This window comes from Peribacillus sp. N1 (assembly GCF_054600815.1).
Genome location: NZ_BAAHZO010000003.1, coordinates 114,900 through 128,062 on the forward strand (window position 1 = coordinate 114,900; position 13,163 = coordinate 128,062).

The 13,163-nt window shown below is 43.6% G+C and carries 17 protein-coding genes; 6 read left to right on the forward strand and 11 right to left on the reverse strand.

Annotated elements, in window-relative coordinates:
• Positions 1 to 5 precede the first annotated feature (5 nt).
• From ACYP5M_RS13445 to mnhG, 3 genes are read left to right on the forward strand one after another with little or no spacing between them, the layout of a single operon-like run.
• Entirely contained in the window at positions 6 to 482 is a 477-nt protein-coding gene (locus ACYP5M_RS13445) for a Na+/H+ antiporter subunit E (RefSeq protein WP_101223618.1), read from the forward strand.
• A gap of 11 nt (positions 483 to 493) precedes the next feature.
• Positions 494 to 766 carry a Na(+)/H(+) antiporter subunit F1 gene (locus ACYP5M_RS13450; RefSeq protein WP_370023645.1) on the forward strand — a complete coding sequence of 91 codons (273 nt, stop codon included), beginning with the start codon at positions 494 to 496 and terminating at the stop codon, positions 764 to 766.
• A complete protein-coding gene (gene mnhG, locus ACYP5M_RS13455) occupies positions 750 to 1,088 on the forward strand; it encodes a monovalent cation/H(+) antiporter subunit G (RefSeq protein ID WP_101223619.1) in 339 nt (112 codons plus the stop codon). Before ACYP5M_RS13450 ends, mnhG begins: the two co-directional genes overlap by 17 nt.
• A gap of 53 nt (positions 1,089 to 1,141) precedes the next feature.
• On the opposite strand, the gene ACYP5M_RS13460 is transcribed toward mnhG, so the two are convergent.
• The 6 genes from ACYP5M_RS13460 to ACYP5M_RS13485 form a co-directional block, all read right to left on the reverse strand.
• Positions 1,142 to 1,861, reverse strand: a complete 720-nt coding sequence (locus ACYP5M_RS13460; RefSeq protein WP_452444650.1) for an MOSC domain-containing protein — start codon at positions 1,859 to 1,861, stop codon at positions 1,142 to 1,144.
• A gap of 93 nt (positions 1,862 to 1,954) precedes the next feature.
• Positions 1,955 to 2,353, reverse strand: a complete 399-nt coding sequence (locus ACYP5M_RS13465) for a hotdog fold thioesterase (protein ID WP_101223621.1) — start codon at positions 2,351 to 2,353, stop codon at positions 1,955 to 1,957.
• A 116-nt stretch (positions 2,354 to 2,469) separates the two neighbouring features.
• On the reverse strand, positions 2,470 to 3,033 hold the full coding sequence (locus ACYP5M_RS13470; protein WP_101223622.1) for a 5' nucleotidase, NT5C type: 564 nt from the start codon (positions 3,031 to 3,033) through the stop codon (positions 2,470 to 2,472).
• A 15-nt stretch (positions 3,034 to 3,048) separates the two neighbouring features.
• Entirely contained in the window at positions 3,049 to 4,146 is a 1,098-nt protein-coding gene (locus ACYP5M_RS13475) for an FAD-dependent monooxygenase (protein ID WP_101223623.1), read from the reverse strand.
• A gap of 23 nt (positions 4,147 to 4,169) precedes the next feature.
• Positions 4,170 to 5,264 (reverse strand): bifunctional diaminohydroxyphosphoribosylaminopyrimidine deaminase/5-amino-6-(5-phosphoribosylamino)uracil reductase RibD, encoded by a 1,095-nt coding sequence (ribD, locus tag ACYP5M_RS13480; RefSeq protein ID WP_452444653.1) that lies wholly within the window; start codon positions 5,262 to 5,264, stop codon positions 4,170 to 4,172.
• Positions 5,265 to 5,277: 13 nt separating this feature from the next.
• Positions 5,278 to 6,027 (reverse strand): GTP cyclohydrolase II, encoded by a 750-nt coding sequence (locus tag ACYP5M_RS13485; protein WP_459735158.1) that lies wholly within the window; start codon positions 6,025 to 6,027, stop codon positions 5,278 to 5,280.
• 255 nt (positions 6,028 to 6,282) lie between these two features.
• On the opposite strand from ACYP5M_RS13485, the gene ACYP5M_RS13490 reads away from it, so the two are divergent.
• Positions 6,283 to 6,678 carry a hypothetical protein gene (locus ACYP5M_RS13490; RefSeq protein WP_434168041.1) on the forward strand — a complete coding sequence of 132 codons (396 nt, stop codon included), beginning with the start codon at positions 6,283 to 6,285 and terminating at the stop codon, positions 6,676 to 6,678.
• 63 nt (positions 6,679 to 6,741) lie between these two features.
• Here the strand turns inward: ACYP5M_RS13490 and ACYP5M_RS13495 are convergent, their stop codons facing one another.
• On the reverse strand, positions 6,742 to 8,247 hold the full coding sequence (locus tag ACYP5M_RS13495) for a leucyl aminopeptidase (protein WP_434168042.1): 1,506 nt from the start codon (positions 8,245 to 8,247) through the stop codon (positions 6,742 to 6,744).
• Positions 8,248 to 8,517: 270 nt separating this feature from the next.
• Between ACYP5M_RS13495 and ACYP5M_RS13500 the strand changes: the two genes are divergently transcribed.
• Both ACYP5M_RS13500 and ACYP5M_RS13505 read left to right on the forward strand, forming a co-directional pair.
• On the forward strand, positions 8,518 to 9,000 hold the full coding sequence (locus ACYP5M_RS13500) for a divergent PAP2 family protein (protein ID WP_101223628.1): 483 nt from the start codon (positions 8,518 to 8,520) through the stop codon (positions 8,998 to 9,000).
• Between the two features lie 9 nt (positions 9,001 to 9,009).
• The gene (locus ACYP5M_RS13505; RefSeq protein ID WP_434168043.1) at positions 9,010 to 9,798 is read left to right on the forward strand and encodes a cobalamin-binding protein; all 789 of its coding nucleotides are present in this window, start codon (positions 9,010 to 9,012) and stop codon (positions 9,796 to 9,798) included.
• A 78-nt stretch (positions 9,799 to 9,876) separates the two neighbouring features.
• On the opposite strand, the gene ACYP5M_RS13510 is transcribed toward ACYP5M_RS13505, so the two are convergent.
• The 4 genes from ACYP5M_RS13510 to ACYP5M_RS13525 form a co-directional block, all read right to left on the reverse strand.
• Positions 9,877 to 10,431, reverse strand: a complete 555-nt coding sequence (locus ACYP5M_RS13510; protein WP_397315667.1) for a 3D domain-containing protein — start codon at positions 10,429 to 10,431, stop codon at positions 9,877 to 9,879.
• Between the two features lie 268 nt (positions 10,432 to 10,699).
• Complete coding sequence (locus ACYP5M_RS13515; RefSeq protein ID WP_063234052.1) at positions 10,700 to 11,017, reverse strand: YuiB family protein; 318 nt, start codon at positions 11,015 to 11,017, stop codon at positions 10,700 to 10,702.
• Positions 11,018 to 11,125: 108 nt separating this feature from the next.
• Complete coding sequence (locus ACYP5M_RS13520) at positions 11,126 to 11,605, reverse strand: NUDIX domain-containing protein (protein ID WP_241592845.1); 480 nt, start codon at positions 11,603 to 11,605, stop codon at positions 11,126 to 11,128.
• Positions 11,606 to 11,809: 204 nt separating this feature from the next.
• Positions 11,810 to 13,024: an NAD(P)/FAD-dependent oxidoreductase gene (locus ACYP5M_RS13525; RefSeq protein ID WP_101223631.1), complete on the reverse strand. Its 1,215-nt coding sequence runs from the start codon at positions 13,022 to 13,024 to the stop codon at positions 11,810 to 11,812.
• Positions 13,025 to 13,163 lie beyond the last annotated feature (139 nt).

A 13,163-nucleotide genomic window follows, 5' to 3' on the forward strand; every position in this document is an offset into this window, starting at 1 on the left:
GCCTGATGTCATTCCAAATTTTACTGAATGTGTTCCTTGCGGTTATCTGGATGTTTTTGAAAAATGAGTTTAACGGGAGCACTTTTATCATCGGATATATATTGGGGCTCGGCATCATGTTCGTCTTCCGTCATTTTTTCAATGATCGTTTTTACTTGAAAAGGGTGAATGCCGTCTTTATATTGCTGCTCATATTCGCAAGGGAACTCATACTTTCCAACATTAGCGTCCTTAAGGCCGTGCTTAAACCGAACCTGGATATGAGACCCGGCATATTTGCATTTGAAACCGTGCTGACCAAGGATTGGGAAATTACGATACTATCGAATCTAATTACCCTGACACCAGGAACACTTGTCGTTGAAGTATCGGAAGATAATCGGATTCTTTATATCCACGCGATGGATATTGCCGACAAGGTCGAGGCCGTGGACAGCATTAAAAATACATTTGAAAAAGCGATTATGGAGGTGAGCAAATAATGTTCGATCTAATGCTTAAAATCGCGCTGCTAGGTGTTTCGCTTTCCATGATTGGATTCTTATACCGTTTAATCAAAGGGCCTTCCGTACCGGATCGGGTCATCGCACTCGATGCAATGGGAATCAATCTTATCGCAATCGTTGCACTTGCCTCCATTGTCATGGATACAAGCGCATATCTGGAAGCCATTCTTCTGCTCGGAATCCTATCTTTCATCGGAACGGTCGCTTTCGCCAAATTCCTTGAGAAAGGGGAGATAATCGAAGATGACCGCAATCGCTGAAATCCTATCGGCCCTATTCCTATTAATGGGAGTCTTTCTCTTTTTAGTCTCGGCTTTCGGCATCATCCGGCTGCCCGACGTCTATACAAGAAATCACGCTGCCTCAAAAAGTTCGACACTTGGAATCATGTTCATCCTGATCGGCACCTTGTTATATTTTTATTATAAACATAGCCATTTCGATTTCAGGGTCGTGCTCGCAATCATCTTTATCTTCATGACCAGCCCTGTTGCTGGACATTTAATCATGCGCTCGGCTTATCATACTGGCGTAAAAATGTGGGATCGGAGTGTACAGGATGATTTAAAGAAAACCCGGTGATTCCTGCCATTGCAAAAGAGCTGCCCTGATTACAGGAGCAGCTCTTTTCTGCCTCAATCCTTTAAAAATACCTCATCGCCCACTCTGATTTCACCTGTTTGCATGACCGAGGCATATACGCCAAAATAATTTTTCCTTTCCTTGACCACAGTTTTCAAAAGTGATGGATCTCTCTGGGAATCGCTTGGATCGACAGTTATGATCATACAGCGTTCACAATGCCTTTTGATCTCCAATTCCACTTCATTTCCGATTAGAATCCTTTTTCCGAACCATTTCTCTTCTACAAAGGGCGTTTTGTTCACTAGAGATAGCACTAAATTTTGCCTGAATCTCCTGCCATCCAGTTCTTTTCCCCAAAGTTTTGTCAATTCGCCAATCGAGGCATCACTGACAAGCAGGATGTTTTCTTCTTCAATCGCTCCTAACGGAATATGTGCAGGATGATAAACAACGGGTGCTGCCTCCTGTTTCAACAATCGGTCCATTTCCTCCTGAAAGGCTCCCTCTCCCCATGTCAGCACGTTTCCTGAAGGAGTCTTCACTTTGATTTCCGGATATTGGCCAAGGGTTTCCTCACCAGAAAAAACAGCTTGATAACGGACCATTTCCGGGACTTGGGTTATCGTCAGGAACTTCCCATTTTTATCTTTAAAGGCATGGCTGCGATCTCCATATAGTCCATAGTCCATCACCTTCGTTTTCTGTACCTGTTCACCAGTGAATGATTTTACAGGATGACGGGTGATTTCTTGTATATGACCCACCAGCATAAAAAACCTCTTTTCATACAATAGTCTACTGCCATCTTACAAACCGGACACTGTAGAATCATTGCGTCCCTTTATTGAAATCGTTCTTTTGATTCACTTTGGCTTTGGTAAGTCGATAACCGCCAATGTACAGCGTGAAATGCAGATAAGATGATCCTCTTCATCACGGATTTTCACGTCCCACACCATCGTCGTCTTCCCGCGATGGATGATGTTCCCTTCTGCGGTAACAACACCGGAACGGACGCCCCTAACATGATTTGCATTGATTTCAAGGCCGACGACAGCTTGTTTTGTACTATCTACCAGCATCATTCCTCCAAAGCTTGCAACGGATTCCGCAAGGGCAACGGACGCTCCCCCATGCAATAAACCATACGGCTGCCTAGTCCGTTCATCAACAGGCATCGTCGCAATGACTTTCCCCTCGCCGACTTCTTTCATTTCAATCCCAAGCGTGCCTATCAATGACTTTTCAATATTTCTCTCCATCCCATTACCCCCGACTCTCATGTTTTTTTTACCAAAAAATGAATCACTATTCATAATAGTATACATAAAAAGGATGACCCAAGTCTATCAAGTCATCCGTCAATAATGTAAATGTATTATTTGGAGAGGATTTCTTTTAATTCAAACCAGCTTGTCAGTCTCGGAATATCCAATTCCCTGTTATAGGAGTTATCCATTGCATACACTTTCGTTGGAATATCCAATAACGTTTCCAGCACCGCCGGTTTATCATCAAAATAATAATCCAATTCCAATTTGCGGATCGTATCAATTTTTTCATGATCCTTCATCCCACAGTAAAAATGGTCATCCTTAACCGGAAAGCCGTTTTCAATCAGCCATTTTTTCGTCCGTTCACCATGCTCCGCTTTTCTGGCGGTAATGTAATAGATTTCATGGCCATCACGTTCAAGCTCCTGCAGCGTTTCCACTGCGCCCTCGAAGGCTGGACAGGATGAATAATACACTTCATCGGCAAGGCTGTTCCACATTTTGCCCCCAGCCTCTTTATCAAGCCCGAAAGCTTCATGGATCTCCAACGTCTTTAAAGCTCTGAATTTCGTTAACTCTATATTCGTCTTAAGCTTTTCATTATAAAGATGGAACGCGAACTCCCTCAAGTTAATAAGGGTATCGTCAATATCAAAACCGAATTTCATATCCTTCACTCCTATTCAAACATAAGCTGCGGCAAACTGTGATGCGAAGGACATTTCCTTGTCCACCTGAATGGCCTGTAATCTTTCAATCTCGGCTTTTCTTTTTGGCTCAGCCATTTTAAGTCCAAGGAAGCCAGTATCCCCCTGCAGGATGCAGCCAGAAATAAGCTCGGCCAATATATCGGCATCCTTCATGGCACAATTGAGTCCGAACGCACCTGTAGGTGTCATCGTATGGGCTGCATCACCTAATAGAGCAACGCCATCCTTTGTCCACGTTTCACAATAGCTGCTGTAAACATCCAATAAAATGAAGTCCTGCCAAGAGCGGATATTTTCATACACAACCTTTTTTAATTCAGGGAAGGCAAAAAGCAAATCTTCTATGAACGGTTCAAAATGCTGTTTTCGCAAATGGGGATATGAACCATGTTCTATATTCCAGCCAATTTGGATGAAACCTCCAGCCTGGGTAAAGAGGGCAACCTGGGAGCCATTGACCAATGCCATCTTGATCGAAGGCTTCCACCCCTCCGGAGCAGGAATTTTTGCCCACAGTAAATCATAGCCATGATTTTTAATCACTACTGGTATCTCCGCTTTTTTTCTAACGATGGAAAATCTGCCGTCCGCTCCGATTATTAATGAACTTTGCACTTCCAGGTCATTTCCGCCATTTCGAGCCTTGACTCCCGTAAAACGGCCCATTTCATCCTGTATCAAGTCAGTAACCTTCGTATTCATCATCAATTTAAAAGAGTCCAGCTTTATGGCTTGATTCAATATAGCTGTAAGCAGATGATTTTGAGGGACATGTATCCCAACATGATCGACCGGCCATTCAGGGAAAATCCTTTTGAATATTTCGCCGTCATGCCAATATTCAATTTGTTCCATCCTTAGCAAGCCAAGTCTTTCCACACTCTCGAATAAACCGTGCTTTTTAAGAATGCCCTCTCCTTCATCGTTCAAGAACTCGCCCCTGAACTCCCTCGAAACTTCAGAATGCCTCTCAAGCAAAACGACTGAAATATCCTGCTTGGCCAATAGGTAAGCCAGCAGCGCTCCACCAGGACCTGATCCGACTATGCATACATCTGATTTAACCAACATGCTTCTTCACCTGTTGTCTATTTTTATTTAGGATAAGCCGTGATGCGTATGTCCTCACCAAACGTTTCCACGCCAGAGAAGGTAACATCCATCGCTTCATCCATCGTATCCACATTCATTCCAGTAAACGGTGTTAGTGAGTTTCTTCCGCCCAATAGTTTAGGGGCTATATAAATCAAGAATTTATCGATGAGCCCTTCCCTAAGGAATGAGGCATTCACTTCGCTTCCGCCTTCCAGCAAGACATCCGTAATCCCCTTTTTATACAGCTCTTCCATCAAAGCCCTTAGATTTAGTCCCGTCTCGTTTTTGGGGACGAAAATGAATTCGATCCCTCTTTCACGTAGAAGGTCCATTTTATCCACAGGTGCATTTTCCTGCGTCACGATCAAGGTTTTCGCATCTGATGCTTGTACAACATTGGCATCCAAGGGAACCCGTAATTCACTGTCTAAAATGACTCGGATCGGATTTTTCCCTCCACCCGCCGGAAGTCTGGTCGTCAGTGATGGATCATCGGCCAACACAGTCCCGATACCAACTAGAATGGCATCCACCTCATCACGCAGCAAATGAACGGAGTGACGTGATTCTTCTCCTGTTATCCATTTTGAATGACCTGTGTGGGTTGCAAGTTTTCCATCGAGCGTCATCGCATACTTCGATATGACAAATGGACGATTCGTCAGCATATTGTGAATGAAACGCTCATTCAGCCTTTGAGCTTCCTTTTCCAGGACGCCAACTTCCACTTCAATGCCCGCATCCTTTATGATCGATATCCCCCTGCCGGCTACTTCCGGATTCGGATCTTGAGTAGCCACGACAACCCGCCGGACACCTGATTCTTTCACCAAATTTGCACAAGGAGGTGTCTTTCCATAATGGGAACAAGGCTCAAGAGTCACATATAGCGTTGCACCTTCTGCATACTCACCCGCCATTTTGAAAGCATGTACTTCCGCATGCGGTTCACCCGCTTTACGGTGAATCCCTGTCCCGGCTATCACACCGTCTTTGACTATGACTGCACCGACCACCGGATTCGGATTCGTCTTTCCTTTAGCACTGGCTGCCAAATCCAGTGCCAGCTTCATGTAATATTGATCATCATTCATACTATAGCTCTCCTTATACAATCAAAGTTGGCTTCTTTTGAGGAATATGTCCAGACTTCTTAACTTTTGTATCGAGATAGAAACTATTATCTTCCGTCAAACCGCCCCAAAGCGGAATATGGTCCTTTGCCGCAAGTCCATGCTTCATGAGGGCATCCAGCTTTTTGGGGTTGTTCGTGATTAAAGTCACAGGATCCTCGCGCAGTTCCCTCAACACGCGGATGGCTCCCTCGTAAGATCGCGTATCATCTTCGAATCCTAAAGCCTCATTCGCCTCGACCGTGTCATAACCTTCCTGCTGAAGCAAATAGGCAAGAGATTTTGAAAACAGGCCGATCCCTCTTCCTTCATGGTCCGCAAGGTAAAAAATGGCCCCGCACCCATGCTCGGCTATCATCTTCATAGATTGGTGGAGCTGGTAGCCGCAATCACAGCGTTTACTGCCGAAGATATCACCTGTGTGACAGATGCTATGCATCCGGACAAGTGCATCCTCCGACTTTTTAAAGTCACCATACACCAATACGGAGGATTGCTGTCCGAAAGCGAGGTTGGCTTCCGAGAGCGAATCAAGCAACGCTTCCTTGCCATTATCCGTGCCATCAAGCTGTAGCCATGTATACCATTGGAAAACCGTTGAGAAATCTCCTTGCTCAACAGGCAGGTTCACAGGCCCTACAAGGCATATATCAGCTTTTCCCGGTATTTTTATGATATTCATTTTATCTATTAAAAGGTTTTTTGTTTCCTCGGTTATTTTCATGTTAACATCACCTATTTTATAATTTATAGTGTGCCTTCTCCTTACTTTAGGTAAGTAAGTATATTACTATACACTATACCTGTCAATGAAGCAGTTTACAAATAATAGTGTGTCTTTGATCATAATTTTCAAGAAGTTTATTTGCAGAAGAAAGGTCAATCCCAAACCGCTATCATATCGGCTGGCCTTTATACATATTTTAACGTATAACGAAAACGTGTCTATAGACAGACTTAAGGAAAGGAAGAAAACCTTTTGGAGGATTTCCCTTATTTTTTATACGACCCTATCCTGTTTCCGCCTCACGCCAGAGCAATGAATATGAATTGGGAACGGGAAGGAACACTGCGTCCCTACTCGGCAACCAATCCGGATCTGCTAGTTAAATCGGCAAAGACCTCGCAATCCCTAATGGTTGATGTAAAAAAAGTCATGGATACTTTAGCCACATCCAAACCCTTCTCGAACCGGTTGATGACTGCTGCCCAAGCATCACAAAAAAATGTCGTGATCGATATGATCCGAAAGATAGGAATTAAGAACGAACCTGATATCACGTATAACCCCGATGGGATCCGTTTTGATTTCTATCCTAAAGCAGGGGAAGAAAATTGCCATATCATCGTCAGCTTGAAATGGAGGGATGTATAACGTTCGTCCAACACCTTTTTGGTAAAAAAACCGAAGCCTATTTTCGGCTTCGGATATTTTGGTTCATCTTGTTTTCTTTTCAAAGGTTTCGACCAATAGTGCAAGCGTGCGTGCCATGACACCGGTAGCCCCCGCCGTGCACAATTCAGAGCTGCTCGAGGTAGTGGATGTTCCGGCAATATCCAGATGGACCCACGGAGTGTCTTCGGCAAATTCGCCGATGAAGGCCCCGCCCATGATCGCATGTCCTGCCCCTCCAGGTGAATTATTCAAATCCGCTATTTTACTGTTGCGTACCCGCTCTTTATCCTTTTCTGTAATCGGCAATCTCCAAATGGGCTCCCCGGCCTCCTCTGAGGCTTTGACCACTTGTTCATAGAATTCCGTGTCATTTGTCATTGCTCCCGTCATATCCATGCCCAGTGCCGTTATGACACCACCCGTTAAAGTGGCAACGTCAATAAGATAGTCTGCACCATGATGTTTAGCGTATGTCATGGCATCCGCCAAAACCAGCCGGCCTTCCGCATCCGTATTCAATACCTCTATCGTCTTGCCGCTCATGGCAGTGATCACATCATCCGGCTTGAATGCATCACCGCTGATCATATTATCAGTGGAAGGAATGACAGCCACGACATTTTGGTCCGGTCCTAATTCGCCGATTATTTCCATTGCACCTAAAACAGCTGCCGCACCGCCCATATCCGTCTTCATTCCAACGATTCCGGCCTTCGTTTTCAATGAGTATCCACCCGTATCGAATGTGATGCCTTTACCTACCAACCCGATAACATCCTTCCATTCATCCTTACCTTGATACTTCAGGACGATCATTTTCGGAGGCTCGACCGAACCTTGATTGACAGCAAGGAGTGCACCCATTCCCAACTTAAGCATATCCTCCTTCTCGAGGATCTCCACTTCAAAACCATAACGTTCACCCAAGGCAGATGAATAATCCGCCAAATCCGTGGAAGTCAACAAATTGCCTGGCGTGTTGACCAATGTTCTCGCTGAATTCGTCGCCCTTCCGAAAATTCTCCCTACATGAAGCGCGGCACCGACCTCTTCTTGATCATATTCACTGTATACCGTAATCGATTCAAGGCTTTTTTCGACCTGGTTCGATTTTTGCTTGTATCCGTCAAATTTATAGGAAGCAAGTTCGAAAGCCTCGGAACAAGCATGCGCTGCATCCAACGCATCCAGATTTTCAGTCGTGAATGTATCCAAAGCGATTGAAAGTTTCGTAATCTTGGATTCTTTTATCGTCTTACGAGCTTTTCCCAACGCTTCGCGGAGCGTTTCAAAGGATAGCTCCTTTTCCTTGCCCAACCCTACAAAAATCAATCTCTTTATGCCTAATTTACCTAATGTATGTATTTTGACCACTGATTTTTTCCTGGAAGAGATTTCCCCCTCCTTCACTAACTCTGTTAGCTGGCCGTCCAATCGTTCATCTGCTTCTTTTCCTATGCCTGAGAATTTTACGGGTCTGTCAAATACGCCTAGAATCAGGCATTCGTCAATCAAATCTATATTCAAGGAATCTTTTACTGTGAACATTCTGCTACCTCCTCCATTCGATTACATTCATTATAACGAAATCTTCAAAAATTTTCGAATAAGGCCCGCAAAAATAATAATAACAAGTGATATTGTTTAGAATGAGTGACTTTAGAGTAATAGTATAAGAAAGATCATATTTATACTTATACCAGCAGGGAATCGACAGGACTGAATGGAACTAATAATAAGGGCCTTATTCCGAGCAGGATGTAATTACCCATATATGGTTTTCATCTTTACTTATAACTAGAAAGAAGGCTGATACTCTTGGAATTATTACTCAACTTCCCTTTAATCGCAGCATTGATTGCCATTTTCTTTGCTCAATTCATTAAAGTGCCCATCCACTTCATAGCATTTCGTAAAGTGAACTGGTCACTCATTAACTCAACAGGCGGTATGCCAAGCTCCCACTCAGCGGCCGTGTCAGCCCTAACCGTAGCGGTAGGGATCGAAACCGGTATGAAATCACCTGTATTTGCCGTTGCCGCGATTTTTGCAGTCATCACGATGTTCGATGCGACAGGTGTGAGACGGCAGGCAGGAGAACAGGCGGCCGTCTTGAACCAGCTCGTTACGGACTTCAATACATTTGTCGAGCAAGCAAAGAACTGGCAGAAAAAAGCAGATAAACAGAAACAGCAACAATTAAAGGAACTGTTGGGACATAAGCCAATCGAGGTATTTTTCGGAGCCTTGACCGGAGTATTCATTGCGCTGGCACTTCACTTTTTCATCTTTCAAGGGTAGGTGTTCAATTTGAAAATAATCTCTCTTTGCCCCAGCAATACGGAACTCTGCACATATCTAGGGATTGAAGATCAGCTGATCGCCATCGATGACTACTCTGATTGGCCTGAAACCTTACAGCACCTTCCTAAGGTGGGGCCCGATTTATCCATTGATATCGATCATGTTGAATCACTAAAACCCGATTTGGTGTTGGCTTCACTAAGTGTACCGGGCATGGAAAAAAATATTGAGGGGCTAAAAGAACGGAACATCCCTCATATCATCTTCAACCCGCAATCACTTGAAGATATCGCAAAAGATTTACTGACCTTGGGCGATGCCATGAATCTTAAGGAAAAAGCAGAGGAACAGGCTGCCAAATTCTGTGATGCCATCCTTCAATACAAAAACGTCGCAGACAAAATCGAAACAAAGCCGTCGCTGTATTGGGAATGGTGGCCTAATCCCTTATTCAGCCCCGGGGGAGTTAATTGGTTATCCGAGATCAGCACGCTTGCGGGAGGATATAACCTTTTCGAAGATGTCGACATGGCAAGCATTCAAGTCACTTCCGAAGAGGTCCAAAAAAAGGATCCCGACCATATTTGCTTAGCTTGGGTCGGTGTCCCTTTACGAAAAGTAAACCCGGAGCTGGTCAAGAAACGGAAAGGGTGGACTGATATGAAGGCAGTCCGGAATAACAATATTCACATAATGGAAGAGCCTTTATTCTGCCGCCCCTCCCCGCGATTACTGGATGGCCTTTCCAAATTGGCAAAGACTCTGCATCCTGAAGCCTACAAAAGCATGGACTAAGGCGTCCCGAACGGAAAACAGACAATCAAAAAGGCTGCCTCAATTGAGGCAGCCTTTCGCTTTCACCTTTGTCCATCATTAAAAAGCAAAGGAAGCTACATTATCGTTCAATGTTTTCTGAGCGATTTTAGGCTTGAATACCTGCCTGATCTTGGTTTCATTCAACTTGCTTAACTGTTCTTCGGATAACTCGCCGTTCCCTTTTTGGACAACATATACTTCAAGGGTTTTCTTCCCCCAATTCTCATATACATCTTGTACCGTTTCATAGTATAGATCCAGGTGGTTTCCTTTGATTGCACCACCCTTGTCCGCTACAACCCCATATCCATAGCCCGGAATCCAAAGGATGGTTCCGAGAGGGAATACGGTAAGATCCGCGGCAATGGTGGAAAACAGATCCCGTTTCACCTTCACCCCTGAATAAGTGATACCATAGGATGGGCTTTCCGGGTACTTTCCGGTAGATTCATACCCTGCTGTATATCCTGTAGCCAAGACTTCATGCTTCGGATATTTCGAGAGCTCGATTGCCTCCGCTATCGTCACGGGACCATCGCTCGTGGATGCGGATGCCATTAGCGTCGCCACTTGACCTCCACTATGGATGGCTTTATATTCGAGGCCAAGCATTCGATGCTTTCTCATCACCTCTTCAAAAGGATGATCCACAGGCACGGCCCCAAAAACATGATTTAAGGTCGAGTCGATGGCCAAGATAAATAATATGATAATAGCAACCCTCAAAAATAACGCCTTGACAATCTTCATATGTATTAGTTCCACTCCTCTCACAAGGATATTTGTTCCCCTTCCAGAGTGAAAGTATTCATAAAGCATGAAAAGATCTAATTTTTCTTACAAAAAAAGGCCCGTCCATAAATGACGGCCCTTCTCATTATTAAAACATTTGATATCCTTTATTCCTTAGAATCCTGATGACCACACCAGCTAAAACCGCGCCAAGCAGCCCACTTGATAAAATGATGATGTCTGCCGTATGCAAGGAAGTGAGGTTCGTTCCAAGATTTGAAAAAGAAATTCCCGGATTTCTAAAATATTCTATTAGCTTTGTTTCATTGACAATGATGATGAAGACAATTGGAAATAAGATGACCATGATCCACGAAGAACGAAAGAGCATATTCAGCAAAAAGCCAATTCCGAAAAACAATATGAAAAATAAGAGTATTGAGATAATTAAAACAGGCAATGGCATGTTATTCTTGACCCTCCTTAAAAACCGACACCTTTAGTTTACTGAAAAAATAATTGCTGCGTCAACGACTTATACCAAATAATTCCGAAGAAAAGATAATTACCCAAATCACATGAATAATTTATATGATGTATACCCAAATTGATCTCCCGGGTTCAATCCGTCAAGCATCGTCTGCATTCTCTCCTTTTTAAAAGCTAAAAGCTGTTCCAATAGTAATGATTGCTTCCCTTCCTGCATGAGTAAATCAGGGTCATAAAATTTAGCTTCATATAGTTCATCCAACTGAGCGGTTACTTCAAAACTGACCGGTTTAAGTAAAAATATCAACATATTATCACTAATATTCCCTTTAATGACTCCGCTTCTCACTCCTACAATGCCTTCAATTTCTGTATGAATACCCGTCTCCTCCAACACTTCCCTTACGACAGCTTCATCGACGGTTTCATCACTTTTGACAAAACCTGCCGGAAGCGACCATTGCCCTTTCAATCCGCCATACCTTTTATTCACGACCAGCCATTCACCCTTATCAGATATCACAAGGCCGGACACTGCAAGCCAAACATTTTTGCATCGTTCCACCAAGAACCACTCCCCCCTATATTCATAGTAAACTTCAAACAGCAGAAGACCATATGATTAAGCTTCGTCATCCAAACCCCATTATATTCCACATAAGAACCGTGCATACTCCGATTGATGGCACGCTCACCCATTGTTGGGATGTCAATGAAAAAGCCATTCAGGGAAATTCCCCAAATGGCCTTTATTTATATATAGAAAAAATTAAAGGACGTTGAATTTACCTTTTTTAGCAACAAGGGAAGCTCCGCCAATCATTAACAACGCTCTGTTATCAACCATCTTCTTCAGGAATGATGCAGTCTTACCTGTAACTTTCTTGCCGAATACAACACCAATCGCGTTGTCTTCACCAAGTGAACATACCGTTCCTTTGTTTTCGAAAGTGAACGTTTCAAGGTCACTTTCGTTACGAACCAATTTAGTCAGGTTCTTCGCAATGACCTCACCTTGCTGCATCGCGATTTGTGCGGTAGGTGGATATGGACGGTTTATTTCCTCGTTGATGATCAAAGCGCAGTCCCCTACGATAAAGATATCGTCATGACCCGGTGCCCGCATGTCAAGGTTCACTTTAATACGTCCACGCATAGCTTCAAAACCGGAAGCCTCTATCACGGAGTTACCTCGTACGCCAGCTGCCCACACTACGGTTCCCGCTTTGATTTCTTCCACTTCATCTTCGCCTTTTGCCACGATGATGCCTTCAGGAGTCGCTCCCTTGATCGGTGTTCCGATTTTGAATTCGACACCTTTTTTCTCAAGGTAAGATACTGCATAATCCACCAATTCCGGATCGAAGCCAGGGAGGACGGCTGGTGCTGCCTCCACACAATACATACGAACCTTTTGGAAATCGATGTCGTATTCTTTACAAAGTTCAGGGACACGGTTAGCCAATTCGCCTAGGAATTCGATTCCCGTAAATCCTGCTCCTCCAACAACGATCGTCAAGCGGTCTTCATTCTTTTCGACCTCAGAACTGTACGTAGCAAATTGCAATTGGATATGGTCACGGATTTTACGTGCCGTGTTCACGTTAGAAATAGAGAAAGCATATTCTTTCAGCCCTTGGATTCCAAACGTTTCCGATTCAGGTCCAAGTCCAATCACTAAGTAATCATAAGAAATTTCGCCGTTTTCAAGGATGACTTTTTTGGTCTCTGTTTTCACTTCCAAAACAGAATCCTGGATGAATTTAACTTTGTTGTTAATGACACTTTTGATAGGATACCGCACACGATCATGATGAAGCGTTCCAGCCGATGCTTCATGCAGCCATGTTGTTTCATAGTGGTAATCATTTTTGTTAACTAATACGATTTCTGCTTCATTTTGACCTAATGCCTTCTGTAAGCGAGTAACAGTCATCAATCCACCATAACCTGCTCCTAAAACAACGATAGTTGGCTTTTTCAAAAGTATTCTTCCACCTTTACGATATTTTCTTGTGATGCTTTCCATAACTAAAATATATTGTCTATCTTATTAATTTCCATTATAAAAAGCACTCTTATACATTTGTGACGTATTTCACGTAACACTTCGTAATTGTCAT